Annotated in this window: 23 protein-coding genes; 13 read left to right on the top strand and 10 right to left on the bottom strand. The window is 62.0% G+C overall.

Translation table 11 applies throughout. From position 1 onward, the window contains the following. The first annotated feature begins 102 nt into the window (after positions 1-102). The 3 genes from FNJ47_RS05470 to FNJ47_RS05460 all read left to right on the top strand — a co-directional run bounded on the left by FNJ47_RS05470 (position 103) and on the right by FNJ47_RS05460 (position 2,681). Complete coding sequence (locus FNJ47_RS05470) at positions 103-1,707, top strand: sensor histidine kinase (RefSeq protein ID WP_163151376.1); 1,605 nt, start codon at positions 103-105, stop codon at positions 1,705-1,707. Positions 1,708-1,861: 154 nt separating this feature from the next. Beyond that, on the top strand, positions 1,862-2,065 hold the full coding sequence (locus FNJ47_RS05465; protein WP_163151374.1) for a DUF1289 domain-containing protein: 204 nt from the start codon (positions 1,862-1,864) through the stop codon (positions 2,063-2,065). A 25-nt stretch (positions 2,066-2,090) separates the two neighbouring features. Continuing rightward, positions 2,091-2,681 carry a TIGR02281 family clan AA aspartic protease gene (locus tag FNJ47_RS05460; protein ID WP_163151372.1) on the top strand — a complete coding sequence of 197 codons (591 nt, stop codon included), beginning with the start codon at positions 2,091-2,093 and terminating at the stop codon, positions 2,679-2,681. A gap of 2 nt (positions 2,682-2,683) precedes the next feature. Here FNJ47_RS05460 and catC read toward each other — a convergent pair whose 3' ends face one another. Together catC and FNJ47_RS05450 are read right to left on the bottom strand one after the other, a co-directional pair. Further along, positions 2,684-2,974, bottom strand: a complete 291-nt coding sequence (catC, locus tag FNJ47_RS05455) for a muconolactone Delta-isomerase (protein ID WP_163151442.1) — start codon at positions 2,972-2,974, stop codon at positions 2,684-2,686. 122 nt (positions 2,975-3,096) lie between these two features. After that, positions 3,097-4,674, bottom strand: coding sequence for a 4-hydroxyphenylacetate 3-hydroxylase N-terminal domain-containing protein (locus FNJ47_RS05450; RefSeq protein ID WP_163151371.1), 1,578 nt, complete (start codon positions 4,672-4,674; stop codon positions 3,097-3,099). Positions 4,675-4,950: 276 nt separating this feature from the next. Between FNJ47_RS05450 and FNJ47_RS05445 the strand changes: the two genes are divergently transcribed. The 5 genes from FNJ47_RS05445 (at position 4,951) to FNJ47_RS05425 (ending at position 9,367) form a co-directional block, all read left to right on the top strand. After that, on the top strand, positions 4,951-5,580 hold the full coding sequence (locus FNJ47_RS05445) for an FAD synthetase (RefSeq protein WP_235999471.1): 630 nt from the start codon (positions 4,951-4,953) through the stop codon (positions 5,578-5,580). Next, positions 5,577-6,101 carry a flavin reductase family protein gene (locus tag FNJ47_RS05440; protein WP_163151369.1) on the top strand — a complete coding sequence of 175 codons (525 nt, stop codon included), beginning with the start codon at positions 5,577-5,579 and terminating at the stop codon, positions 6,099-6,101. The genes FNJ47_RS05445 and FNJ47_RS05440 overlap by 4 nt, the downstream gene beginning before the upstream one ends. A gap of 71 nt (positions 6,102-6,172) precedes the next feature. Beyond that, entirely contained in the window at positions 6,173-7,042 is an 870-nt protein-coding gene (locus tag FNJ47_RS05435) for an intradiol ring-cleavage dioxygenase (RefSeq protein ID WP_163151367.1), read from the top strand. A gap of 66 nt (positions 7,043-7,108) precedes the next feature. Further along, positions 7,109-8,287 carry a muconate/chloromuconate family cycloisomerase gene (locus FNJ47_RS05430; RefSeq protein ID WP_163151364.1) on the top strand — a complete coding sequence of 393 codons (1,179 nt, stop codon included), beginning with the start codon at positions 7,109-7,111 and terminating at the stop codon, positions 8,285-8,287. Positions 8,288-8,470: 183 nt separating this feature from the next. Beyond that, complete coding sequence (locus FNJ47_RS05425) at positions 8,471-9,367, top strand: LysR family transcriptional regulator (protein ID WP_163151362.1); 897 nt, start codon at positions 8,471-8,473, stop codon at positions 9,365-9,367. Here FNJ47_RS05425 and dusA read toward each other — a convergent pair. Continuing rightward, positions 9,342-10,358, bottom strand: coding sequence for a tRNA dihydrouridine(20/20a) synthase DusA (gene dusA / locus FNJ47_RS05420; protein WP_163151360.1), 1,017 nt, complete (start codon positions 10,356-10,358; stop codon positions 9,342-9,344). The two genes, FNJ47_RS05425 and dusA, sit on opposite strands and share 26 nt — an antisense overlap. A gap of 145 nt (positions 10,359-10,503) precedes the next feature. On the opposite strand from dusA, the gene FNJ47_RS05415 reads away from it, so the two are divergent. From FNJ47_RS05415 to FNJ47_RS05405, 3 genes are all read left to right on the top strand, one after another. Then, positions 10,504-11,484: an EAL domain-containing protein gene (locus FNJ47_RS05415; protein WP_163151358.1), complete on the top strand. Its 981-nt coding sequence runs from the start codon at positions 10,504-10,506 to the stop codon at positions 11,482-11,484. 105 nt (positions 11,485-11,589) lie between these two features. Further along, positions 11,590-12,102, top strand: a complete 513-nt coding sequence (locus tag FNJ47_RS05410; protein WP_235999470.1) for a DNA polymerase III subunit epsilon — start codon at positions 11,590-11,592, stop codon at positions 12,100-12,102. Between the two features lie 162 nt (positions 12,103-12,264). Beyond that, entirely contained in the window at positions 12,265-12,495 is a 231-nt protein-coding gene (locus FNJ47_RS05405) for a hypothetical protein (protein WP_163151356.1), read from the top strand. Between the two features lie 7 nt (positions 12,496-12,502). Here the strand turns inward: FNJ47_RS05405 and FNJ47_RS05400 are convergent, their stop codons facing one another. Further along, positions 12,503-12,835, bottom strand: coding sequence for a hypothetical protein (locus FNJ47_RS05400; protein ID WP_347341614.1), 333 nt, complete (start codon positions 12,833-12,835; stop codon positions 12,503-12,505). 222 nt (positions 12,836-13,057) lie between these two features. On the opposite strand from FNJ47_RS05400, the gene FNJ47_RS05395 reads away from it, so the two are divergent. Further along, positions 13,058-13,315, top strand: a complete 258-nt coding sequence (locus tag FNJ47_RS05395) for a hypothetical protein (protein WP_163151353.1) — start codon at positions 13,058-13,060, stop codon at positions 13,313-13,315. A 340-nt stretch (positions 13,316-13,655) separates the two neighbouring features. On the opposite strand, the gene FNJ47_RS05385 is transcribed toward FNJ47_RS05395, so the two are convergent. From FNJ47_RS05385 to FNJ47_RS05375, 3 genes are all read right to left on the bottom strand, one after another. Next, entirely contained in the window at positions 13,656-14,894 is a 1,239-nt protein-coding gene (locus FNJ47_RS05385) for an MFS transporter (protein ID WP_163151351.1), read from the bottom strand. A 65-nt stretch (positions 14,895-14,959) separates the two neighbouring features. Beyond that, positions 14,960-15,838: a polysaccharide deacetylase family protein gene (locus FNJ47_RS05380; RefSeq protein ID WP_206685292.1), complete on the bottom strand. Its 879-nt coding sequence runs from the start codon at positions 15,836-15,838 to the stop codon at positions 14,960-14,962. Then, positions 15,838-16,530: a fumarylacetoacetate hydrolase family protein gene (locus FNJ47_RS05375; RefSeq protein ID WP_163151349.1), complete on the bottom strand. Its 693-nt coding sequence runs from the start codon at positions 16,528-16,530 to the stop codon at positions 15,838-15,840. The genes FNJ47_RS05380 and FNJ47_RS05375 overlap by 1 nt, the downstream gene beginning before the upstream one ends. Positions 16,531-16,729: 199 nt before the next feature. On the opposite strand from FNJ47_RS05375, the gene FNJ47_RS05370 reads away from it, so the two are divergent. Then, positions 16,730-17,509: a GntR family transcriptional regulator gene (locus FNJ47_RS05370; protein WP_163151347.1), complete on the top strand. Its 780-nt coding sequence runs from the start codon at positions 16,730-16,732 to the stop codon at positions 17,507-17,509. A gap of 164 nt (positions 17,510-17,673) precedes the next feature. Here FNJ47_RS05370 and FNJ47_RS05365 read toward each other — a convergent pair whose 3' ends face one another. The 3 genes from FNJ47_RS05365 to FNJ47_RS50155 form a co-directional block, all read right to left on the bottom strand. Then, entirely contained in the window at positions 17,674-18,981 is a 1,308-nt protein-coding gene (locus FNJ47_RS05365; RefSeq protein ID WP_163151345.1) for an HlyD family type I secretion periplasmic adaptor subunit, read from the bottom strand. Further along, entirely contained in the window at positions 18,981-20,672 is a 1,692-nt protein-coding gene (locus FNJ47_RS05360) for a type I secretion system permease/ATPase (protein ID WP_163151343.1), read from the bottom strand. The genes FNJ47_RS05365 and FNJ47_RS05360 overlap by 1 nt, the downstream gene beginning before the upstream one ends. 325 nt (positions 20,673-20,997) lie before the next feature. Continuing rightward, on the bottom strand, positions 20,998-24,885 hold the full coding sequence (locus FNJ47_RS50155; protein ID WP_175068348.1) for a M10 family metallopeptidase: 3,888 nt from the start codon (positions 24,883-24,885) through the stop codon (positions 20,998-21,000). Positions 24,886-24,958 lie beyond the last annotated feature (73 nt).

Below are 24,958 nucleotides of genomic sequence, written 5' to 3'. Positions count from 1 at the left end.
AACGAGTTTCCTTAGCTCTTTAAGTCATCGCTTAATGATTTAGCGTCACAGATAGACAATGCAAAAAGCCCGCGCGGTTCGCGGGCAGGATTTGTGTTGTTGATGAGTAATCCCGCAGAAAAGCCTGAAGTTGTAGCGCTTCCGGCAGGACCTCAGGTGGCGGCGCCGGTGAACAGCCGGCGCGTTGCTGCGCAGCGGGTACGTGAGGCGCGGGATCGGTTAACGTCAACCAGTGGAACCCGCCCGGCATTCGATGCCGAACTGCTCCGCCAATACGCCCAGACCCGGATATCTGCGTCCTACGTCGTGATGCTGCTGGTGGTGGCAACCGGCGTGCTGTTCGGCCTCTGGATGAAGCCGATCGTGGCCGGCGCCTGGACGCTCGGCATTCTCTGCGTCCATGTCGCCATCATCCGCAGCTGCGCCCGCTTCCTCGCCGAGCCCACCTCGGTCGCGGTGACCCGCAAATGGCGGACGCGCTTCGTGCTGCTCGACCTGCTCTACGGCCTGTGCTGGACCGCGATCCTGATCCACCCCGCCGGGCGCGATCTCGCTTCCAACACGCTGATGATGTTCCTGATGATGCTGGTGATCGCAGTCTCCAGCATGCTGGCAGCGAGCCTGCCGATCGCAGCACTCGCGGCGACCGTTCCGGTGACGGTGGGGATCGCGCTCGACCTCGTGCTCAACGGCGCGTTCGACAATTACGTGCTGGCGCTGCTCGCGCTTGCCGCCGAAGGCTATTTCGCGCTGCTGGCGCACCGCCTGCATTCGACCACGCTGGCGACGCTGGAGGCCCGTGCCGAAAAGGATGCGCTGATCGGCGAACTGGAACAGGCCAAGGCGATCTCCGACGAAGCCCGGCACCGCGCCGAATCCGCCAACGTCGCCAAATCGCGCTTCCTGGCCCAGATGAGCCACGAGCTGCGCACGCCGCTCAACGCCATCCTCGGCTTCTCCGAGGTGATGAAGAGCGAGATTTTCGGCGCGCATGCCGTGCCGGTGTACAAGGAATATTCCGCCGACATCCATAATTCCGGCGTGCACCTGCTCAATCTCATCAACGAGATCCTCGATCTGTCGCGCATCGAGGCCGGCCGCTACGAGCTGAATGAGGAAGCGGTGGCATTGGTGCATGTCGTCGCCGACTGCCATCATTTGCTGAAGCTGCGCGCCTCCAGCCGCGGCATCACCATCCACGAGGTGTTCGAGCACGGCATGCCGCGGATCTGGGGCGACGAGCGCGCCATCCGCCAGGTCGTGCTCAATTTGCTCTCCAACTCGATCAAGTTCACCCCGCAGGGCGGCGAGATCTGGCTGAAGGTCGGCTGGACTGCGTCGGGCGGGCAGTATCTGAGCGTCAAGGACACCGGCAGCGGCATCGCCGAGGACGAAATCCCGGTCGTGCTGGCCTCGTTCGGCCAGGGCTCCAACTCGATCAAGTCGGCGGAACAGGGCGCGGGCCTTGGCCTGCCGATCGCGAAAAGCCTGATCGACATGCATGGCGGCACCTTCACGCTGAAGTCGAAATTGCGTATCGGCACCGAGGTGATCGTGACCTTGCCGCCGGAACGGGTGATGAGCGCGCTGGCGCCGATGGCGGAAGAATCGCCGCCGATGCAGCCGGAGCCGGTCGAGCCCGCGATGAGCGGCGACCGCAAACGCGTGCGCCGCAAGTCGATCATGAGTGCCGGCACCGGATTGTAGAGCATGTCGCGGAAGATCGTGACGCGGTTATCGCTGCAAACAAACGCAAGGCGTTCGCGCCAGGACCATGCTCGCGACAAGAACCCGAGGCGTGATGCGGCATCCCGCGTCAGCCGGCTTGCACCGGCGGCTGAAACGGTTCAACAGTTGAACAATGAGCTCAGAAACGCCGTGTATCGCAGTCTGCATGATCGACCCCAGGACGAAGCTCTGCTTCGGCTGTGGTCGCACGCTTCCCGAGATCGCGCGCTGGCACAAGATGGACACCACGGAGCGGCTGTCCGTCATGTCGACGCTGCCGGCGCGCATGGCCGAGGCCGGGCTCGAGCGCATCGAGCCGCGTCCGAAGCGCGCATGACCGGCACCACGACCGGAGGTGCTCCATGACCCGCATCCTCCTCGTCATCCTGCTGCTGATGGCAACCGCCGGCGCCGTCGTCGCCTATGGCGATCCCGATCAGATCGCGCGCGCCAGGCAGAACCTGACCCAGATCTTCGGCCGCACCATCGTCGCCTCAACCTCCCCTTCCAGCTCGGCCCCCGCGGTGCAGATCGCACGCAGCCAGGGCGGCGAGTTCGCGTTCCGCGCCAAGATCAACGGCGTCAGCGCGCCGATGGTGATCGATACCGGCGCGACCTCGGTCGTGTTGACCTGGGAGACCGCCAAGGCGATCGGGTTGCCGACCGAAATGCTCGAATACAATGTCGACCTGGAGACCGCCGGCGGTCACACCAAGGCGGCGCGCCTGACCCTCGACAGGCTCGCGGTCGGCAAGCTGGTCGAGAAATCCGTGCCGGCCCTGGTGGTGCAGCGCGGGCAGATGAAGACCAACCTGCTCGGCATGAGCTTCCTCGACCGGCTCGAAAGCTGGGGCGTGCGCTCCGACACGCTGAGCCTGACGGGATACCCCGACGTCACCGGTAGCATCAGCACCTCGAGCCGCCACCGGCGCCCGCGCACGGTCGTCGACTAGGTTTACCTGTCGTCGTCGTGGATCGACGATGGATGCCGGCACAGCGGCGTGACCTGGATCTCCATGAACGGAAACAGCGGCAGGCTGGACAGGATGTCGTGCAACTCCTGCGCGCCCGATACGTCGAAGATGCTGACATTGGCGTAGCGGCCGGCCACCCGCCACAGATGGCGCCAGGCGCCCGTGCGCTGCAGCTCCATGGCGCGGACCCGCTCGGCCTGCTTCAGCGCATCGATCTTTTCGGCCGGGATGTCGTGCGGAATCCGCACATCCATTTCGACGTGGAACAGCATGATGATGAACTCTTTCTGCAAGCAATGATGCGGCACCGTGGAGACGGCGTGGAGCCGCCGCGGATCGCGGCGGCTCCATCGATCTGTCTACCAGATCGTCAGCCCTATCGTCAGCCTTGTCCTCAGCCTTGCACCAGGCCGCGGCTGACAAGGTTGATGTCGTCGGGGTTGACGAGGTCCTTTGCCGTCCAGCCCGAGACGTCGTAGTCGCTCATGCAATTGCGCACGAAATCCTGCATCGCGCCGAGGTCGCCGGTGGCGCTCGCGGCCATCAGGGTCTCGACACGCAGGTTCTCGTAATTGCCCGCATAGTTGCGTTCGTAGAGTTCGTGCCGGCCGCCGAACTCGGAGCCGACCGCGTCCCAGAGCAGCTTGAGCAGCTTGATCCGGTCGATCGCGGCATAGCCGTTGGAGCCGCGCACGAAGCGGTCGAGATAGGGCCGGATCGCCTCGCTCTCCAGATCGGCCGAGCTCGACGGCAGATAGATCAGGCCGCTCGCGACGTGGCGCTCGATCAGTTCCTTGATTCGCGGATACGCCATCGGCGCGAACACACGATAGGCCAGCCCGTAGTTCAGATTGGGAAGATTGTAGCCATCGGTCCCCTGCCAGTCGATCGGCGATTTCACCATCGCATCGGCAATGCCGTGGAACAGATTGCGCCAGGCAATCACTTCGCCCACCGCGGTCTGCACGCCGCGGAAATCCTTCGAGCCGGTCGCCTCGACGGCCATCGAGAACAGGCCGGCGATGAAGTCGAGCTTGACGGCAAGGCGCGTCACGCCGTGCAGCGTGAAACGCGGGATGAAGCCGGACGCCGGGAAGAACTGGTTGATCTTGTCGACGTCGCCATAGATGAAGACGTTCTCCCAGGGCACCAGCACCTTGTCGAAAACGAGGATCGAGTCGTTCTCATCGAAGCGGCTCGACAGCGGATAATCGAACGGCGAACCGGTCGCGGCCGCGGTGAATTCGTAGGACGAGCGGGCAATCAGCTTGATGCCCTTGGCATCCATCGGCGCCGTGAAGATCAGCGCAAACGACTTGTCCTTGATCGGGATGCCGTAGTGGGCGATGAAATTGTAGTGCGTCAGCGCCGAACCGGTCGCGACCACCTTCGCGCCCGAGACGATCAGGCCGGCATCGGTCTCCTTCTCGACATGCATGAAGACGTCGCGCACCTCCTCGATCGCGCGATCGCGATCGATCGGCGGGTTGACGATGGCGTGATTCCAGAAGTCGATCCGTTCCTGGGTTCGCGAATACCACTTCTTTGCGTTGCCGGCGTATTCGCCATAGAAGCCCGAATTCGCACCGAGCGTGCCGAGGAAGGCCGCCTTGTAGTCCGGCGAGCGGCCCATCCAGCCATACGCGACCTTCTGCAGTTCGGCGATCGCATCGCGGCTCTTGATCAGATCATCGGCCGTTTTCGAGCCGAGGAAGAAGGGATGGGTCAGCTGCCCCGAGCCGGTGTCGGTCAGAACGCCGATCTGATCCTTCTTCTCGTGGAAGCGATCATACCAGCGCGCCACCATGCGCGCCGAATTGCGGAAGGCGGGATGCTGGGTGACGTTCTTGACGCGCTCGCCATAGATGTAGATTTCCCGGCCGTCCTGGATGCTGTCCAGGAATTCCGCGCCGGTGTAGACGCTGGTGGTTGACGCAGGCACATCGGCCCGCAGGGCAGCTGCTGTAGTCATGGGTTTCTCCTCCGCTTGTGTCGTCGGACCGGCGGGGCATTGCCGCACCGGCCCGGACCATCCCGTCACGCTCTTGGTCGGCGTGACATCGGAGGAAAAGCTACGCGCTCACCCGGAGCGGGCGAAAGGTATCACACCATACCGCGCAGTCCGTCGCGGCTCGGGCTATGACTCAGCTCGCACGGACCGGACGGCAGCGATCGTCCAGCCGATGCAACACCGCGGCTGATGCAGCAATGCACAGCACGGCATAGGGAGCGAAAACCGGAGCGAGCCATGGTCAAAGGTTTGGGCAAAGGTTTTGACGGCACCGCTGTCGCTTTCCATCGCGATGGCGAATTGGCCCTCGATGCCTGCGTCGTCACGATCGGCGCATTTGACGGCGTCCACCGCGGCCATCAGGAACTGCTCCGGCAGACCATTGCGGCAGCGCAACGCCGCGGCGTTCCTGCTGTGGTCTACACTTTCGATCCGCCGCCAAAGGTGTATTTCGGCCAGGCCGAGGCATTGATCCCGCTCCGAGAAAAGCTCGAGCGCATCGCAACATTCGCGCCCAATCATGTCGTCGTCGCCGACTTCAACCAGATCTATCTCCGCCGCACCGCGGCCGACTTCCTTGCAGAACTGCAGCGCCTGCACCCGCGTGAAGTGATCGTCGGCGAGGACTTCCGCTTCGGGTCCTGCAAAGGGGGCACCGCGCTGCTGCTGCGGCAACATTTCAACACGCGCATCCTGCCGCCGGTGCGCTGCGGCAACGGCGAGATCGTCTCCAGCAGCCGGATCCGCGCGCTGCGACGGTCCGGCCTTGCCGCCGCCGCGTCGGCGCTGGAAAACTGGCGGGACATCGTGACCGCACCATCGGCCAATCGACCGAGCCTGGTCCACCTCGAGGTCGCCAGCCAATGACCGCCATCGATCCACGCGAGCTGCGCAATGCCTGCGGCCAGTTCGGCACCGGCGTCACCATCATCACGACGCATTGCGAGGGGCGCGATCACGGCATGACGGCCAATGCCTTCATGTCGGTCTCGCTCGATCCACCGCTGGTCGCGATCTCGATCGCGAAAAGCGCGAAGTTGCTTTGCAACATCCAGAACACCGGCCGCTTTGCGGTCAGCGTCCTCGCCGAGGGCATGGAGGATCTCGCCTGGCATTTCGCCGGCAAGCCCAGGCTCGACCTCCGCGACGTGTTCGAACGCCGCAACGAGCTGCCCGTGATCGCCGATGCGGCGGCGTATTTCGTGACCGACCTCGCCGACGAGATCGTCGCCGGAGACCACACCATCTTCATCGGCCATGTCCGCGAGATGGCGCTGGAGCCCGGCAAGAAGCCGCTGCTGTTCTTCCGCGGCCGCTTCGGCAGCCTTGCCGACCCGCACCCCGCGCCCGCGACGCTGGAGAATGCTGCTTACGAATTTGTTTGGTGAGACCACCAACCGATATTCCCGAAAACGGGGATGCAAGTTTGAGGAAACTGCAAGAAAAGGAGGAAACGACCATGCTGAACGTCACCAAGGACACCATCACCGACCACGTCATCGCCGCGCTCGCGAAGGATATTCCGGATCGCAACCGTCAGATCATGACGAGCCTGATCCGCCACATGCACGACTTCTGCAAGGAGGTCGACCTGACCTTCGCCGAGTGGTTCGCTGCGTGCGAATTCCTGCGCCGCGCCGGCGACATCTCGGACGAGAAGCGCAACGAGTTCATCCTGATCGCCGATATTCTCGGCGTCGAGGTGCTGGTCGACATGCTCGACCACCGCGTCACCGACGGCGAGAGCGAGTCCACCGTGCTCGGGCCGTTCTACCGGGAAAACCCGCCGGTGCTGCCGAAGGGCGCCTCCATCATCAAGAAGACGTTCGACAACGCGCAGACCGTCAAGGTCTCGGGGCGCATCAGCGACACCGCGGGGCGGCCGATCGAGGGTGTCACCATCGACGTCTGGGAAGACGCGCCGAACGGGCTCTACGATCTGCAAGACCCCGAGCAGCCGGCCTATAATCTGCGCGGACGCTTCACGACCGACGCCAACGGCGAATACGCCTTCGTGGCGCTCCGCCCCGAGCCCTACCCGATCCCCTATGACGGCGCCGGCGGCGAACTCCTGAAGTATATGGGTCACCATCCCTGGCGTCCGGGCCACATCCACTTCATGCTGTCCAAGGACGGCTATCAATCGCTGATCTCGCAGATCTACGATTCCGAGACCAAGTATCTCGACAACGACTCGGTATTCGCGGTGAAGCAGAGCCTGATCGGCAAGTTCGCGAAGGCACCCGCCGGGGCCGACACCGATCTCGTGCTCGACTTCGACTTCAAGCTCAAGAAGGCGGCCGTCGAGCGGCTCGTCGCGGCCGAGTAACACGTACCAAGCCTGCCGGACCTCGAAAGCCCGGCGGGCTCAACTTGATCTGACCTGTGAGGACTTATGAGCCGTGCCGTGATCGACATCGCCGTACCTGTGGAGCAAGTGCAGCCGCCCGCTAAGGACACTGCGATCCGCAGCATCCGCGCCACCATCGTGGAAGCGCCGACCCGCCGGCGACACAAGCTTTCGAACACGGAAGTCACGCATCAGGGCTACGTGCTGGTGCGCGTCCTGCTCGACAATGGCGTCACGGGTATCGGCGAAGCCTCGACACTGGGCGGACCGCGCTGGGCCGAGGAGAGCGTGGAATCGATCAAGGCTGCCGTCACGAATTATCTGGCGCCGGCGCTGCTCGGGCAGCCTGCCCTCGCCTTCGAAGCCAATGCGCTGCGCATGAGCAAGGCCGCCACCCGTAACTTCGCCGCCAAGGGCGCGATCGAATCCGCCCTGCTCGACGCCGCCGGCAAGACGCTCGGCCTTGCCGCCAGCGCGCTGCTCGGCGGTGCGGTTCGCGAGCGCATGGAGGTGATCTGGGCGCTGGCCTCGGGCGACAGCGGCCAGGAGCTGGAGGAAGCCAGGGAGAAGCTGCGGCGCCGCGAGCACCGCCAGTTCAAGATCAAGTTCGGCTTCAACCGCCCGCAAGCGGATTTGAAGCGGTTGCAGACGCTGCGCGCCGGTCTCGGCGACGAGGTCCGCCTGATCGTCGATGTCAACCAGGGCTGGACCGAGGCCGAATGCATCCGCTTCATGCCCGCGCTGGAGGAGCTGGATGTCGCGCTGGTCGAACAACCGGTTTCGGCGCTGCAGCTGGAAGCCATGGCGCGTGTCGCGGCCCGCACCTCCATCCCGTTGCTGGTCGACGAAGCCGCCTTCACCAAGGAGGAGATCGCCCGCGTCGCCACGATGGGTTGCGGCAGCGTCTACTCGCTGAAGCTCGTCAAGAGCGGCGGCCTGTTCGAGATGAAGCGCGCCGCGGCAGTCGCGGGCGCCCATGGGCTCGAGCTCTATGGCGGCTGCCTGCTGGAAAGCAGCATCGGCGCCGCCGCGCATCTTGCCGCATTCGCCACCCTGCCCAGGCTCGAATGGGGCACCGAGCATTTCGGTCCGCGAATTCTCGTCGAGGATCTGGTCGTCAACCCGATCAGATTCGACGCGTTCGAGATCTGCGTCCCCGATGGCCCCGGCCTCGGCGTCGAGGTCGACGAGGACAAGATCCGCGCCTTCGCCCGGAAGGATTAGACGGATGGCGTCATTCCCGCGGACAATTGACAATCCTGGGACCCACGCCCAGTCTTTGCACTGGAACCATCCTGATCGCACGCTGATGACGACGCGGTATCGAACCCGGCAGGCCTTTCCCGCAGCTTCTCCGGAAGTGTGCGAACACACGTCCGGCTGACCGTGAACGATCGCGACGATGTCATGGATCTCAGGCGACTGGTCTATTTCGTCGCCGTCGCCGAGGAATTGCATTTCGGCCGCGCTGCATCGCGGCTCGCGATCGCACAGCCGCCGCTCAGCCGGCAGATCGCACAGCTGGAGAGCGATCTCGGCGTCATGCTGATCGACCGGAGTCGAAGCCAGATCCGGCTGACCCAGGCCGGCAGTGTTCTGCTGGAGCGTGCGCGCGACGTGCTGGAGCGGCTCGACCGCACGCATCGCGAGATCAAGCGGATCGGAGAGGGTTTTTCGGGCCACTTGCGCGTCGCCTTCGTCGGATCGGCGACCTATGGCGTGCTGCCCAACGTCATCAAGGCGTTTCGTTCGGCCTATCCCGACGTCGAGCTCGCGCTGTCGGCGATGAACAACGCCGAGCAGAAGCGCGCGGTGATCCAGCGCGAGATCGATATCGCCGTCGCCCGGCCCTCGCTCGAGGACGAGGAGTTGAAGTCGGAGCCGCTGCTGCAGGAGCCGTTGATCCTCGCGCTGTCTGATACCTCGCCCCTGCTTGAACGCCAGGTCACGCGGCTGGCGGCGCTGAAGGCCGAGACATTCGTGCTCTACCCGCGCAAGCCGCGCCCGAGCTTCGCCGATCATATTCTCAACATCTGCCTCGAAGAGGGCTTCATTCCGAAATCGCAGGTGCTGGCCCAGGACTATCAGACCGCAATCAGCCTGGTGTCGGTTGGCGTCGGCATCGCGCTGGTGCCGAAATCAGTCTCGCAGGCGGAACGCCCCGGCGTCGCCTATCGCGCCTATGAGGGACATAACCCGGGCACTGCGCTGTCGCTGAACTATCGGCGCGACAACCGGATGCCGCATCTCTTCAACTTCCTGAAGATCGCGCAAGACGTCATGCGGCGTCAGCGCAAGCAGTAATGTGCCCCGTCACAAGCGCGCGATCGTCAACGCGTGCGATCGCATCGCGCAGCACCTCGATCCCAGCGCCCGGCCGAACGCCGTTCTCCGCGAGGTGCCTGCGGAACGCACGCGCGCCGGGGACACCATGGAAGGCGCCGACGAAGTGACGCGTGATCGAATGCAGCCGCGTGCCTTCAGCCAGTTGCCGCTCGATATAGGGCAGCATCGCCGTGAACACGTCCTTCATCGTGGCATGCGGCGACGTCTCGCCGAACAGCTCGGAATCAACCGACAGCAGCCGCCACGGCTCCTGATAGGCCGCCCGCCCCAGCATCACGCCATCGACATGCGCCAGATGCTGCTTCGCCTCGGCGACGCTCGTGATGCCGCCGTTGATGATGATGGGGACGTCCGGCAGCGCCGCCTTCAGGCGGTAGACGCGATCATAGGCGAGCGGCGGGATGTCGCGGTTCTCCTTCGGCGACAATCCGTTGAGCCAGGCCTTGCGCGCGTGCACGACGAGCGCATCCGCGCCGGCGGCAATCACACCGCGGGCCAGCGTATCGAGCGCGACCTCCGGATCCTGGTCGTCGATGCCGATCCGGCATTTCACCGTGACGGGAATCCGCACCGCGCGCTTCATCGCCGCAACGCCTTCGGCGACCAGCGCCGGCTCCGCCATCAGGCAGGCACCGAAGCGGCCATCCTTCACCCGATCGGACGGACAGCCGACATTGAGATTGATCTCGTCGTAACCGAACTGCTCGCCGATCTGCGCAGCAGTCGCGAGGTCACCCGGATCGGAACCACCAAGCTGCAGCGCCACCGGATGCTCGCTGGCATCGAAGCCGAGCAGCCGCGCCCGATCACCGTGGATCACGGCGCCGGTCGTCAGCATCTCCGTATAAAGCCGCGCCCGCCGCGACATCAGACGATGGAAGACGCGGCAATGCCGATCGGTCCAGTCCATCATCGGCGCCACGGAAAAGCGATAATCTTGATATTCCAATAAGTTACCCTATTCTTTCAATGGACTAGATCGGGAACGTGTGCGCTCTGTGTGCACTCCAAACTAGCCAGAATTGCACACGCTTGTACCGCATTTGATCTCGCGGTGCACACTTAGCGCACACGAAATCGGGTTGCACACGCAAATGCCGACCTATACGAAGCTGGAGTCAGGAAGCTGGCGCGTCCAGGTCAGGAGGAAACGCCAGTACGTCGCGAATACATTCATCCGACGACGCGATGCCGAAGAGTGGGCAATCGAAGCCGAGCGCTCAATCGATCGGGGGACCCCAGTCCGACGCTTCAAGTCTCAACAGCAACCGCGCATCTTTTCCGATTTGATCGCGTTGCATCTCGACGATCTTGCTGAGGTCGGCAAGCCAGGCGCCGCCTGCATCTCAGCGCTGGAGGAAGGACGGCTGTGCTTCGCCTACCAGCCGGTGTGCAGCAGCAATCGGCCGGATGAGATCTTGTACTGGGAATGCCTCTTGCACATCGCAGGATCGGAGCCTGCCAGCAAGGCTATGGGTGCTGCCATTTCCATCCTGGAGAGAACAGAGTTGATCCGAGGCGTCCACCACTGGGTGGTCAGCCGAGCGATCGACGAGTTACTGAAGGAGCCCCAGATTTGTCTGGGGTGCAATATTTCCGCGCGCAGTGCGGTCCTGGATGCGCAGTGGCTGCCGATTATCGCGAAGGCGGCGCGGCATCCCCATGTTGCCAGACGCTTGATACTTGAGGTGACGGTAACCACGCCTCTACCCGACCATGATGAGACACAGGGCTTCATTCGTACGCTGCAAGCCCTTGGCTGTCGTATCGCCGTCGACGATGTCGGGGCACGATCGGAGGATCGCTACACCCTGGTGTCCGCCGGCCCGGACTTCATCAAACTCGATGCGAGAATCTTGCATGCCGCCCGACTTGATCGGGAAGGGCGGTCGCACTTGTCGGAGGTGGTCAGCGTGGCTGCGCGTCTCAGCAAGGCGGTCATCGCGCTGGGGTGTGAGACGCCCGAAGATCTTCGTATCGCGCGGCTGGCGGGAGTAGCCTGGATTCAGGGGGGGCTACTGGGCTCGCCCGCCATCTCGCGGGACCGTATTCAGCGTGCCGACGATGATGGCTAACGGTCTGTGGCGATGGGCGTCACCGAACAGGGGGCATCAAAGGCACAACATATCATCGGTTCCTTGCGACATTTTCTCAGGTCGAGCCGATCGGCGAGTTCAGGAGTGAGACAATCCAGGAGACCATGGTGCTACAGTGGCTGGCGCGGTTTGTGGGATCGGCGAGGTGGAGAAATTTTTTCGTCGCGGCTCAGCGAGGTTGAATGGCGCAACCTTGGCTTCGAGGGCTCGCGGCTGTCCTATCTTCTGATGAAGGCCGGGCTGTTTCATGAGGCGCATAGGGCAGTCGACGATTGCCTGGCACTGCTTGAGATCCTCGCGATCACCCTGCCCCGGCTCGATCGGACCGTGCTTTCTGTCCTGCTGGAGCGAGCCCGCCGCAAGACAATCAGGATCTGGGCCGAGCAGTCACCCTTCGAGCTCAAGGACGAGCTCAAGCGGCGCGGCTATCGTTGGAGCGACGGCGCCGATGGCCGGCCGCGGTCGTGGTATATCGACGTCGATGAACCCAATCAGGCAACCGAAATCGAGTACCTGCAGAGGACGATCTACCAAGGGGACACCGAGATACGGCTTCAGACGCTCACTGCGTTCGACCGATTCTCCATAAGAGTCTGAGGATCATCTATGGGTCCCCCAACGCCAGCGTGCGAGCAAGCACTCCGAGCGCCGACGGCCTCGCAGGGCGACCTCCACGCTCGCTCTTTTTGTGCTGGGCATTCGGCAACAATCTGGCCAACACGACCGGGACGAAAGGAAACCCGTAACCTAGCTGTGGACATGAACCCGCAAAAGCTCTGTCTCGCTCTTTGTCTACTGGCGCCGCTCGGCGCACTCCAGACCGCCTCTGCCCTTACCTTGGAAGAGATCAAGGCAAAGCTAGAGGCCGCCGGCTTTTCGCAAGTCCGGGAGGTGCCGTCCGGAAAGATCAAGGCCTTCAAGGCAACAAAGGATGGAAAGGTCAGGTCCATCCTCGTCGATAGCACCGGCTATTTTCAGGAATTGCAATAGAGCGCGATCACCCGCGCAGCCGCATCGAGATTTCGGTGCTGGTGAATGTTCTCTCTGGCGTCAGCACGACCAGATCTACGACGGTCATCGAGCCCGGGTGGCTGCACACATATTTGACATGCCAAAGCGGCCCGATGTCGGGAGAGATAACGAAATCTCCGGATTCGAACGCTCGAGCAATCGCCCTGACCGCCACGCTGTTCTTGATCGGAAGAGAAAACACGGCGTCGACAAGCGCAGCCAGGCTCACTCCGTCAGCGAGGAAGGCCCGAGCAACGTTGTCCCCATGCGCCTCTCGAAGGGCCGACATGATTGCGGCGACGGCCTCTGGGTCCTTCACTTTGCGCGCCCTGTTCAGCCATGAGACGGTCAAAGCTAGCCGACTCAACCGGTGACCTGGCCGTCTTATAAGCCGGGAGTCCTTCCATTGGTAATGCAAAGCAGATCGGCGCTTCCCTGTCCGGAGCATGGCCTTCCGGCTTGCGCCTGAACCTGCCCCTTGTCCGCGGCGGAAGGTGTAAACATCTATTGCACCAACAGCTCATTATCCCTGCGGTGCAAAATGGACCTGACCGAAATCCAAGGCTACGCAATACAGGCTAGAATGGCGCTCATCGTGGGCGCGGGAACGTTTGACCGCGTGTTCGCGGGCATCCGCTTTGCTGAGGTCGACGGACCGCTTCTGTATGTCTACGCAAAAGACGAGTCGACCGCGGCTGAGATCGAGGACAATTTCGCCCTGCATGTCGCATTCGTTGCGTCGCAAATCCTCCGCCGGGAAATTGATGTCGTCGTCGTGCTGCCGAAGGTTCTTCAGTGATGATGGTCTGGGAGTGGCTTGCGACCGACATTTGAGCGGTACGCGGCGATGCAAGGCAGCTAGTGAGCTGGGCTAGGCCAAATAGGTCGCAGCGACATCGCTATTTCCGCATTGCCTCCCTGACGGAGAATACGAATCCCGGCTTCGCTTGCCAGATGATGCGGCGAAGTCACCATCCCCCGGAGGGATCGTGTCCTATTCAACATGATCGAGCTTCGTGGTCGGGACGCTTCGAGCTGCTAAAGCATGATCCGGAAAAGTGCGAAGCGGTTTTCCGGAAAGATCATGCTCAAACAAAGAGCTAAAGCGCGACGACGATTCAACCTGATCTCATCGCGCTTTAGGCGGCACGACGGGTGGACATCAACTCCGGCCGGAGCGCGAGCGACAGCACGGCCCCGAGACCGGACATCAGGGTTATCTGAATGAGGCCGGCGACGCTCCAGCCGGCACGATTCGCGAGAAACCCGATCAGGTACCCAGCAATCGCTGCCGCCCCATAAAGACTGGTGACGAATGTACCGGAGGCGCGGCCTGCAAGCGGCGGCGCCACCGCCTTGACATGGTATCCCGCGAGATTGACGTAGATCGTGCCGCTCACGACCAAGCCCCAAGCGAACGAGAGCACAGCCTGAAGCACAAATCCTTGCGCACCCGAGAACAAGAGATAGCCGAGCACCGTCGCCCCGAGAAACGCGCCACTGAGTACGGTTCGCGGCGAAAACCGGTCGCCAACCCATCCGCCAATCAGCGAGCACAGCACACCAGCACCGTAGATACTCATGACCTGTCCGGTTTCGGCCGGCGCAAAATGCAGCTGCTCGCGCAGAAACACCGGATACATGCCAAGATAGCCGTAGATGATGAGTCCGCCTATCACGCTGAGAATCGTCAGGATTATCGTGTTGCGGTTCAACAGCGTGGTAGCGCCTCCGACGAGCTGCATGCCATCGGTCCGGCCCTGCACTTCGGTCAGAGCCGGACGAACGATGAGCGCAATGACCACCATGACGACAAAGCCAATGGCGCCGAACAGGATGATGGGTCCGCGCCAATTGCCGTAGGCCGCAAGCGCGAAATTTGCCGCCATCGGCCCCAGGATCGCACCGACACCGAAAGAGGCGTTGACCGCACCTACCGCGACCGCGCGGGCGCCGACAAATGAAGTGGTCGCGATCGCAATCAGAGCCGTTAGTTGCATCGCCTCGCCGATTCCGGTCGCGGCCCGGTAGAGCAGCATGTCGGCCATCCCGGTCGCGAAGGCCGTCATGAGTGTTCCGGCGGAGAAGATAGCTATTCCGATCTGCAACACTGTCTTTCGGGTAAAGCGCGCAAGCAGATAGCCCGTCGGCCATCCGGCGAGTGCCATGCCGAGGGTAAAGATCGTGGACAGGAGTCCGGTGTCGGCAAGCGAGAAGCCGTACTCCTTGCGAACGTCGGCCGCCAGTAATGGAAATATCTGCCGGTCCATCGCATTGACCACATAGGATGCGAGCAGGACCCCGAACATCCAAAGCATGGCGCGGCTTTGCGACGGCCGCGCGTTGACGTCTGCCGAGACTGAGGTTTCAGTCGCCATTGAGTGCCTCCCGGAATTATTGTTCGTTGCGATCCGTGCGGCCCGAGGGACGAGCCGCACACGGTTCAAGCCCCCGCGGTCTGGCGGTACCAGTCGAAAATCTGCTCACCGGTCCAGAACAGAACTCCCTGTTTGGCGGCAATATGCTCCAGAGCTTCGCGGAAATAGCGCAAGCGGTGTGGCGCACCCATGATGTAGGGGTGAACGACCAGCGCCATCACACGCGCGGAGTCATGCGCGTCCGCGTAAAGTTGCTCGAACTGGTCGATCGCCCGGTCGCGATATTCCGACGCCTTGTGATGCTGGATCAGCATCATCGCGACGTCGTTGCATTCCTGGGTGTAGGGAATGTTGACGATCGGCCCGCTTCTCGTCTTCAACGTGACCGGTTGATCGTCGAGCACCCAATCGCAGACGTAGTCGTATCCCTCTTCGCCCAGGAGATCTGGTGTTTCCCACGTCTCGGTCAGACCAGGACCAAGCCAACCGCGCGGTTTTCGCCCTGTGAAGTCCTTGATGGCCGTTGCCGTCCGGGCGATGTCTTCACGCTCATTTGCGACCTTCTGCATGTTCTTTTGCGTGAATCCATGGCCGATGAACTCCCAGTTTCGCGCGTGTGCCGCGCGCGCGATCGGTTCATAAGCACTGATTGCCGATCCGTTGATGGCGAGAACGGCCTTGATCTTCAGGGCGTCGAAGACCTCGAGCATGCGCCAGAACCCGACACGATTGCCGTATTCATGCCACGCCCAGTTGGGGATGTCGGGGCTCGGCGATCCACCGGCTGGCGGGGTCAGAACCGTACGCGGCATGGTCTCGCGCGCATCCCATTCCTCGACGTTCACAATAACCCAGACCGCCAGACGAGCGTCTCCGGGGAGCTTTAGCGACGGACGATCGGCAATCGCCGAATAAGTCAATCGATCGGTCGGCAGCATCACCATCACACGCTCCTTTCACCGATCTTGAAAGAGATCTCGCCGAGCCCCGCAATGACGCCGGTCATGCAATCGCCAGGAACGACCGGCCCGACGCCAGCGGGTGTGCCGGTGAAAATGAGATCGCCGGGCACCAGGGTGTATTGCTGCGACAGGTTGGCGACGATCTCGGCAACATTCCAGATCATCTGACCAAGATCGCCGCGCTGGCGCACGGCTCCATTGACCGACAATGAAATTGCGCCCGAGCCGATGTGGCCAACCTTCTCCGCGGGATGAATCGGACCACAAGGAGCCGATCGGTCGAATGATTTGCCGATCTCCCACGGCAATCCGCGTTCACGCGCCTCTCGTTGCCGGTCACGGCGCGTCATGTCGATCCCGATCGCGTAACCGAAAACGTGTTCGAGAGATTGATCAGCGGAAATGTTGGAACCGCCGCGGCCAATCGCGACAACCAGTTCGATCTCATGCTGGAAATCATCGGTCGATGGCGGATAAGGGACCTCGCTGCCCTCCCTCAGGATGGAGTCGCTGGGCTTCTGAAAGAAGAACGGCGGGTCACGTTCGTCACCCTCCTTCATCTCCCGGATGTGTTCAACATAGTTGCGTCCCACGCAGTAGACGCGGCGGACGCCGAAGCACGTCGCAGCTCCGGCGACAGGCAGGGTCGTCGGTTCAGGGCATGGTGCAAGCATGAGACCTCCTCGGCGTATAGCGCAGCTATTGTCTGGCTTCATTAAAGTGAATACACTTACTCATTGTCAAGTAATAAGTGTATACATTACCGAAGGAAGACAGGTCTGCACCCGATGGGTGGCACAGTGGAATTCTTGCTGCTGGATGAAGGCCAGCAAGGTTCTGTAAGTGGACGCCTGTACACACTTGAGGACCGCGATGAACGCCGTTTCCGACCAGCCAGGCATGGCCTCGACCCAGTCGCGCCTTTTGGCCGAGCGGTTGCGGCAATCGGTGCTCGATGGCGGGTTTGCGCCAGGTACGCGTCTCAACGAGGTGCACCTTGCGCGATCACTATCCGTCTCGAGAACGCCGCTTCGGGCCGCGCTGCAGACCCTGGCTGGAGAGGGGCTGCTACATCACACGCCGAACCGGGGCTTCACCGTGCCGGCGCTCTCACTCGGCACGATCATTGACGCATACGAAATGCGCGCGCTCGCCGAGGGACTTGCCGCGCGCTTCGCTGCGGAGCGAGGCATCACGGATGCGCTGCGTTTGCAGTTGGAGGCATCACTCGCCGAAGGCGAAAGATCGCTCGCATCAGATGCGGCCGATGGCGAGCGCCGACGTCTCTACGCGGAAGCCAACGAGGCATTTCACGGAGCCATTCAGGAAGCTGCCAAATCTGATCTTGTGAAGGACGTCTTGCGAATTTGCCAGCGGGTACCGCAGACCTCTGCGCACAACATTGTCGCCTTCGAACTGGCGGACATGCGCGAGCGTCACGCGGCACATCAGCGCATCTACGAGGCGATCATCTGCAGGGAGCCGCGCGAAGCCGAGCAGCAGATGAGACAGCATGTGCTTTCGGTGAAGATGTCGATGGCGCGCTGGTACACCAGCCACCTGTCCTCGGCAAGCTCCAGCACCAGCAGGCAACCTCGCGAACCAGAAACAAGCGGGCTGCCGCAGAACAAGCGCACCAGGAGGGGCCGCTAACGTTCCCGCCTGCCGGCGACCGAATGCCTCGCGAGGCGGCAGGCCGGGCGGACCCGCACTGACCGCCAGCCGTTCCTCGCCGAGCTCCGTCGCAACGATCAAATCATGAGCCGATCAAAGTCGCTGGCCGGCAACAAGGTAGATCAGCAGCCGCAGAACGATTGTTATTTTTCACGGAAAGCGTGATGAATTTGATCGCTGAGCGGCTTCGTTAGAAACGACATGACGGTCCGCGGCGAGGTCTGCATAAAGGCTTCGACCGGCATTCCAGGCACCAGCTTATGGTCGCCCAGGCGGGCGATTTCTTCCGGCGGGATACCTATCCGCATCGTAAAGTAGCGTGTTCCGGTCTTTTGATCCTCGCTCACATCCGCCGAAATTTCCTTGACGACACCATTGAGCTCCGGTGTCGTGCGCTGATTGAAGGACGTGAAACGCAGGTGCGCAACCTGGCCAAGGTGAACCTGGTCGATATCCTGCGGCTGAATCTTGGCCTCAACCGTCAACAGATCGAGACTGGGCACGATCAGCATGATCTGCTCGCCCGGCGAAATGACACCGCCAACGGTGTGTACCAACAATTGATGCACGAAGCCGGATTGAGGTGCACGAATATCGACGCGCCTAAGCTGATCTTCGGCCGAAATACGCTTTTCGACCAGCTCCGCGACCTTGCTGCGAATATCAGCCAGATCCTTGCCCACTTCGGTGCGCATGTCCTGGTCGATTTGCAATATCTGTAGCTCGGTCTCGGCGATCTTTCCTTTCGATTGGGCAATCGAGGCAACAAGCTGGCCGCGCTCGCCCTCGAGGCGCTCCTTTTCCCGCTCCAGCGTCGTAACTCTGCTATAGGGTACGAGATTCTGCTGCCAAAGGGTGTTGACACCCTCAAGTTCCTTGGTGATCCACTCGACCTGCTTCACCTTGGAGACGATCTGGGCCTCGTATCCGCTGATCTCCTCGCGCGCCTGCGCAACGCGTTCCCTCAGTTGCGAACGCTGCCCATCGCGGGTTTGCCGACGAACCTCGAATTGGGTTCTCTCGCCGTCGATCGCCTTGGCGACGTCCACCTGGCTCTGCCGGTTCAGCAACTCGTTGGGAAACGATATCGTCGGCTTGCCGTCACGCTCCGCTTCCTCTCGCGCCTGGCGCGCTGCGAGGTCGTCAAGCGCCTTGGTGATGATCGCCAGATTGGCCCTGGTCTGGGTGTCGTCCAGACGCACGAGCACATCCCCGGCCTCGACCGCGGTGCCGTCCCGGACGCGAAGCTCGCCGACTACGCCACCGGTCGGGTGCTGCACCTTCTTGACGTTGGAATCGACGACGAGCTGGCCTTGGGCGATCACTGCCCCGGAAAACTCGGTCGTGGCGGCCCAGCCGCCGAGCCCGAAAACCAGGATTGCGGCCGCGGTGGCGATCACGTAGCTGTGGTTTCTCAGCGACCGCCGCATGTCAGGCGTGACTGTGCTCATCACTGCGCGGCCCCTGGCGCCTCGTTCACAACCCTGAGCGCACCGGGGGCAGCTGCCGGTGCAGCAGCGGTGGGACGGCGCATCATTTTTGCAAGCACCTCTTCCTTCGGTCCGATTGCCTGGCAACGCCCCTGAGCGATTACCATGACCTGGTCGACACCCGCCAAGGCACTCGGCCGGTGCGCAATGATGATTGCAATTCCGTGCCGTGCCCTGACTGAGAATATGGCGCGGGTGAGTGCTTCCTCGCCCTCCAGATCGAGATTCGAGTTCGGTTCGTCGAGCACAACGAGGAACGGATCGTCGTAGAGCGCACGTGCCAGCGCAATGCGTTGTCGTTGTCCCGCCGAAAGCGCACTTCCGTTTTCGCCGATGTCGGTCTCGTAGCCGTTTGGTAGTTTGAGAACCAGTTCATGGACACTGGCGAGCTTGGCGGCGGCCAGCACCTTTTCGGAATCCATGTCGGGATCGAAGCGGCAGATGTTCTGCGCCACCGTGCCGGCAAGCAGCTCAACATCCTGCGGAAGATAGCCGATATGCCTTCCGAGCTGCTCCGGCGACCACTGGTCGAGCGTTGCCCCATCGATGCGAACCGTGCCGCGAACCGGAGTCCAGACGCCGACCAGCGCGCGGGCAAGACAGGACTTGCCGCCACCACTTGGTCCTACAATGCCCAACGCTGAGCCCGCTTCGAGACGAAAGTTCACATCCTGAACCACAGTCCGCCTGTCGCCTGGCGGATTGACGCACACCATTTCGCTTTCGAAGGATTTGACCGGCGCGCTCAGCGCCAATTCCTTTCTCAGGGTCGGAAGCAGGCCCAGCAGGTTCGTCAGGCGCTGCCAAGCCTGGCGTGAGGCAACGAAATTCTTCCAATTGGCGATGACAGAATCGATCGGCGCAAGCGCCCGTCCGCCAATGATCGAACCTGCGATGATGACACCTCCAGTCGCTTCCTGATGAATCACCAGAAACGCGCCGACGCCAAGCATCCCCGACTGGATGACCATGCGTGTAACCTTCGAGATCGCGCCGAAACCACCGGCGATATCGCTTACACGCTGCTGCGCCTCCAGATATTTGATATTGGATTCGTCCCACAGAGCGGCCATTCGCGCCGTCATGCCCATCGCATGCAGGACTTCGGAATTCCGGCGCGAAGCCTCCGCCAGCGAATTGCGTTTGATCGAATGACCGGTCGCCGCCCGCGACGGCTCCTTGGTGAACTTATCGGTCAGCATCGTAAGCACAATCAACCCGATCACGCCGACGAGCGAAGCGACCCCAAGCCAGAAATGAAAAATGAAGCAAATGCCGATATAGAACGGGAGCCACGGCAGGTCGAGGAATGCCACCGGGCCGGGGCCGGAAAGAAAACTGCGAATCTGGTCCAGATCCCGCATCGGCTGCAGGCCGTCGCCCGAGCTGCGCGTCGTCAATGCTAGCCGCGAGATCGTGTGATAGACCCTGGCGGAAAGCTCCTGGCCAAGCGACCGGCCGACCCGCACCAGCATTCGCGAGCGCAGAAGATCGAGCACAGCCTGAAAGCCGTAGAGCGCAATCGCCAGGATCGATAGCCCTACCAGGGTCGGAAAGCTGCGGCTCGGGATGACGCGGTCATACACTTCGAGCATGTAGAACGAGCCCGTGAGATAGAGCACGTTGATCATTGCGCTCGCAATCGCCAGCATGATGAACGCCTGGCGGCAGGAGGCGAGAGCGAGCCTCAGCTCGTTTGAACCGGACACGGCAGGCGGATTTTTGTCGGGGAGAAGTGCGCTCAAGGTCGCAACCACAATGTCTTAAGTACGGGCCGAATGATGAAGCAAGTAGCGGCAGGCAGGAGGACCGCGGCCAAATCCGGCGCCGCCCACGGGGGAGTTTACCGGTCGGATTATACACGCCCAAGATTAGCTATTGGTAAAATATTCAACCGGTAGCTCACCCTCCTGCTCCCTGCGATCTCCCGCCGACACTGATGTCGACCGGTTCGGAGGTTCTGGACCTGAAATCCCCTCAGGCATGAGCCGCCGACGTGGCGTTGAATTGGACCCAGTCGCTCCAGAGCACGCCGTCCGACGCCCGCACCCAGAGCTGGTCGATCGTATTGACCCCAGCCACGAAGCTCGCGTGATCCAGGTCGTTTGCGAGCACCGTGATGGCGGTGTTCGCTGGCTGGTTGATGCCGTCGATTGTAAAATGGCCCGAATTCGCTCCGCCCGCGCCTTCCCAAAACTGATAACTCACCGGCGTATCGCCGGGATCGACATCGGAGGTCGAAAACAGGGAGCCCGCCTGGACTGTCTGGCCGGCAGAAAGAGCCACGTCACTGGCAGTCACGGTCGGCGCGTGATCGACCGGCGCGGTGACTGTGAAGCTTTTCCAAGTGCCCCAATCCTGACCATCGAATGCGCGCACCCACAGCAGGTTCGCCCCCGAACCGGTCTGGAAGCTGGTGCCCGCAAGCTGCGAGGCGTCGACGGTAATGGCTTGGTTAACCCCCTGCTGCACGCCATTGACGACGAAGTGTCCACTGTTCGGATCGACCGTCGAATCCCAGAACTGGTACTGGGAAATGGTATCGCCGGCGTCAGGGTCCGTTGCTGTGAACATGTCCGAAGCCGCGAACACCTGCCCCTTGGTCGCTGTGATGTCCGCCACGCTCGCCACCGGCGCGTGATTGGGCGCGCTCACATGGAATTCCTGCCATGAGCCCCAGGCCAGGCCATCAAATGCTCGGACCCAGAGATCATCGACATTGTGGATGCCGCCGGCGGTATAGGTCACGAGAGAGAGATCAGAGCCGGCGACATCGATCGAGGTGTTGGCGGCCTGCGCAACGCCGCTGACCGAGAAGTGACCGCTTCCCGCGCCCGCGGAAGAATCCCAGAACTGGTAATGGGCGATGGCGTCGCCGTCCTGATCGGAGACGCTGAACAACGAGCTCGCGGCAACCGTCGCCCCCTTGGCGATCACCTGGTCCTCCGCCACCGCGACAGGTGCATGATTGATCGGCGCGATGACGTTGAAACTGATCCAGTCGCCCCAGAGTTGGCCATCATAGGCCCGAACCCAGAGATGGTCCGTGCCGGAGTCGGTATGGAATTGCGTATTTGCGAGATCGGAGGCATCGACGCTGATCGCCTGATTGGCACCCTGCACGACGCCGTTGACGGTGAAGCGGCCGCTATCGGCGGCCGTCGTCGAATCCCAGAACTGATACTGGACGATGGTATCACCGACATCGGCATCGGTCGCGTGAAACAGTTCGGTCGCCTGGAAGACCTGCCCCTTGGTGGCGACGATGTTCGCGGCGGTGGCCACCGGCGCACGATCGGGCGCACTGACCGTAAACGGGGTCCAGCTGCTCCAGGTATTTCCAGTGGCGGCGCGGACCCAGAGCTGATCGGTACTCGCGCCGTTGGCCTGAAAATAGGCGTGGCTCAAATCCGCCAGCGACACATCGATGGCGTGGCCGGATGTCTGGGCGACACCGTTGACCACGAAATGCCCCCCTGCGACGGTATCGTCCCATACCTGATACGCCGTGACCTGTTGGTAGGAATAAGGAACGGAAGCGCTGAACAGATCCGATGCCGAGATCGTGCCGCCCTTGGCGATCGTGGTGCTGGCGGCAACCACCTGAGGAACCAGGGTCACAGGCGCTGTAACGGTGAAGCTTTTCCAATCGCTCCAGAGCACGCCGTCGAAACTGCGCACCCACAACAGGTCGCTGCCGGGAGCCGAACCAGACACGAATGAGACCTGGTTGATGGAGGACGCTGCGACATCGATCGCCTGGTTAGCCGCCTGCACGACACCGTTGACGGTGAAGTAGCCGCTACCCGTCGACGGCGTCGAATCCCAGAATTCATACTTGGTCTGGGCGTCGCCATCGACGTCGCTGGTCGTAAACAGCTGAGTAGCCGCCAGCGTGTAGTTCATCGCCACACCGATGCTCGGCGCAGTCACGACAGGAGCATGGTCGATCGGCGCGATGACGTTGAACTTCTGCCAGTCGCTCCATGTCATGCCGTCAAAGGCGCGGACCTGAATCTGATCCGTACCCGACCCGCTCTGGAAGGAGGTGCTCGACAGCTGCGCTGCCGAAATATCGATCACGGTGCGGGCATCCTGACGAACGCCGTTGATCACAAACGCACCGCTCGAGGGCTCAGCCGTCCCATCCCACAATTGATAGCCGACCACGGTGTCATTGGCGTCAGGGTCCCTCGCAGTGAACAGCGAGGACGCGGCAAACGCCTGGCCCTTGGTGGCCGTGACGTCAGAGGCCGCGACGATCGGCGCCTGATCGGTCGGCGTCACCGAAAGCTGCGTCCAGGTGCCCCACTGTACGCCGTCAAAGAGCCGGACCCAAAGCGTATCCGGCGAAGTACCTGATTGATAGTTCAGATTGGCGAGATCGCTGGGCAAGACCGAGAAGGCCGCATTGTTCGGCTGGGTCACGCCCGAGAGCACGAACGCACCGCCATGGTCCGCCGCTGCCGTGTCCCAAAACTGGTACTGCTGCACATAAGAAACTGACGAAGTGAACAGCGAAGCCGCGGCGACGGAATGGCCATGCGGAACATTCACGCTGACCGCAGCAGCGACCGGCGCGGCGATGCCGAGTTGGCTCGGCGTGAACGTGCCGTTGTTGAACTGAAGGTGCTGGATCGAGATCAGCGTTTCAGTGCCGTCGGGCGAGCCGGCACGCAAATCGCTCACGATCAGTGTTCCGTTCGCGCCGCGCGTAAACGAATAATCGGTGCTGTTGCCGGTGTAGACAGACGTGTTGTCAGTGCTCGCACTGCCATCGATGGTATCGTTGCCGCCCCCGCCCACGAATACGTTGTGACCGGACCCGCCCTTGAGATAATTGTCGGCCTGGTTGCCGATGATGGTATCGTTGCCGGATCCGCCGATAGCATTCTTGATCAGCGACCTCGGATCGTTGTTAAAGAGCAGCGCGTTGGCGATGTTTCCGGGCGCCAGATTCGAGCCGGGCGACAGCTGTGCGCCGAGATCGGCAAGCTGGGCGGCCGAGACCGTAGACCACGCGCCGGGACGCAGATCGATCGTCATATCCGTCGTGTAATTCGAGAAATCGTAGGTGCTGTTGCCACCGCCGTCCCAGACAGTCATGAAAATCTTGTTGCCGCCGGGCGTACCCTGGCCGACACCGTTGATGAACTCCTCGCCTGTGGTCGGGCTCCAGGAATAGACAGTGTTGGTGGGCGTGCTGTTGTAGCGCGCACCATACATCTGCTGCATGGCGGCGATGTCCAGCACCATCGGCGTCTGAGCGAAGCTCCAGGCGTCGTTGACGTAGCCGGTCGCGGCGCCGCCCGAGAACGAGCCGGTGTAGGAATTGTAGGACTCGACCGAATACGCCATCGAGTCGTGCGCGTAAGTCAGATTGGTTCCGGTCGAATCGTCCCGTAAGCCGAGCCCGATACCAATCTCGTGCAGGAAGGTATGGTAGGCGTAGCTACCCTTGACCGGGTTGAGATACCAGGTGCGATAGCTGCTGTACCAGGAGTCCCCGCTCTCCGCATCGGCGTATCCCGGATTAGGGCTGAAGGTGTCAGCGGTGCGCGACAAACCGGATTGAGCTTCACGCAAGGTCGCGTGCTGCGTCGCCGTCTCGTTGATCTGCGTGAATGTCAGATTGCAGACGGCCTGATACTGGGCGAGCACGCTGATTGTGGCCGCCTGCTGCGCGGCGTTGAGCTGCGCGAAGCCGGTCGTGTTCTCGGTGTTCGTCGTGGCATATTGCGAGCCATAGAACGAACCATCCGATGGAAAGCTATAGGTCAACGACGGATCGGCCCAGCGATAGCCGATCAAGAGCCCATCGATATCCTGGTTCCCCGTCCAGGTGACGGTCGTTACGGCAGCCATTTGACGTCCCCGATAAGAACTTTTCGTTCTTGTTATGCGGAGACGTTAGGCGGACCGGATTAACGAGATCGCA

The sequence above is a fragment of the Bradyrhizobium uaiense genome, assembly GCF_010811875.1.
In the GTDB taxonomy this organism is placed as follows: Bacteria; Pseudomonadota; Alphaproteobacteria; order Rhizobiales; family Xanthobacteraceae; genus Bradyrhizobium; species Bradyrhizobium uaiense.
The sequence above is the reverse complement of the archived record's forward strand: the minus strand, read 5'-3'. Positions and strand labels throughout refer to the sequence as shown.

What these genes read in the sequence shown, in the direction of transcription:
- catC (WP_163151442.1), bottom strand. Translation starts at nt 2,974, where the DNA reads ATGCTGTTCCACGTCGAAATGGATGTGCGGATTCCGCACGACATCCCG.
- FNJ47_RS05405 (WP_163151356.1), top strand. Translation starts at nt 12,265, where the DNA reads ATGAACCCGCAAAAGCTCTGTCTCGCTCTTTGTCTACTGGCGCCGCTC.
- FNJ47_RS05435 (WP_163151367.1), top strand. Translation starts at nt 6,173, where the DNA reads ATGCTGAACGTCACCAAGGACACCATCACCGACCACGTCATCGCCGCG.
- FNJ47_RS05375 (WP_163151349.1), bottom strand. Translation starts at nt 16,530, where the DNA reads ATGCTTGCACCATGCCCTGAACCGACGACCCTGCCTGTCGCCGGAGCT.
- FNJ47_RS05360 (WP_163151343.1), bottom strand. Translation starts at nt 20,672, where the DNA reads ATGCTGGCGATTGCGAGCGCAATGATCAACGTGCTCTATCTCACGGGC.
- FNJ47_RS05380 (WP_206685292.1), bottom strand. Translation starts at nt 15,838, where the DNA reads ATGGTGATGCTGCCGACCGATCGATTGACTTATTCGGCGATTGCCGAT.
- FNJ47_RS05370 (WP_163151347.1), top strand. Translation starts at nt 16,730, where the DNA reads ATGAACGCCGTTTCCGACCAGCCAGGCATGGCCTCGACCCAGTCGCGC.
- FNJ47_RS05430 (WP_163151364.1), top strand. Translation starts at nt 7,109, where the DNA reads ATGAGCCGTGCCGTGATCGACATCGCCGTACCTGTGGAGCAAGTGCAG.
- FNJ47_RS50155 (WP_175068348.1), bottom strand. Translation starts at nt 24,885, where the DNA reads ATGGCTGCCGTAACGACCGTCACCTGGACGGGGAACCAGGATATCGAT.
- FNJ47_RS05415 (WP_163151358.1), top strand. Translation starts at nt 10,504, where the DNA reads ATGCCGACCTATACGAAGCTGGAGTCAGGAAGCTGGCGCGTCCAGGTC.
- FNJ47_RS05465 (WP_163151374.1), top strand. Translation starts at nt 1,862, where the DNA reads ATGAGCTCAGAAACGCCGTGTATCGCAGTCTGCATGATCGACCCCAGG.
- FNJ47_RS05425 (WP_163151362.1), top strand. Translation starts at nt 8,471, where the DNA reads ATGGATCTCAGGCGACTGGTCTATTTCGTCGCCGTCGCCGAGGAATTG.
- FNJ47_RS05440 (WP_163151369.1), top strand. Translation starts at nt 5,577, where the DNA reads ATGACCGCCATCGATCCACGCGAGCTGCGCAATGCCTGCGGCCAGTTC.
- FNJ47_RS05385 (WP_163151351.1), bottom strand. Translation starts at nt 14,894, where the DNA reads ATGGCGACTGAAACCTCAGTCTCGGCAGACGTCAACGCGCGGCCGTCG.
- FNJ47_RS05470 (WP_163151376.1), top strand. Translation starts at nt 103, where the DNA reads ATGAGTAATCCCGCAGAAAAGCCTGAAGTTGTAGCGCTTCCGGCAGGA.
- FNJ47_RS05365 (WP_163151345.1), bottom strand. Translation starts at nt 18,981, where the DNA reads ATGAGCACAGTCACGCCTGACATGCGGCGGTCGCTGAGAAACCACAGC.
- FNJ47_RS05450 (WP_163151371.1), bottom strand. Translation starts at nt 4,674, where the DNA reads ATGACTACAGCAGCTGCCCTGCGGGCCGATGTGCCTGCGTCAACCACC.
- FNJ47_RS05395 (WP_163151353.1), top strand. Translation starts at nt 13,058, where the DNA reads ATGGACCTGACCGAAATCCAAGGCTACGCAATACAGGCTAGAATGGCG.
- FNJ47_RS05445 (WP_235999471.1), top strand. Translation starts at nt 4,951, where the DNA reads ATGGTCAAAGGTTTGGGCAAAGGTTTTGACGGCACCGCTGTCGCTTTC.
- FNJ47_RS05460 (WP_163151372.1), top strand. Translation starts at nt 2,091, where the DNA reads ATGACCCGCATCCTCCTCGTCATCCTGCTGCTGATGGCAACCGCCGGC.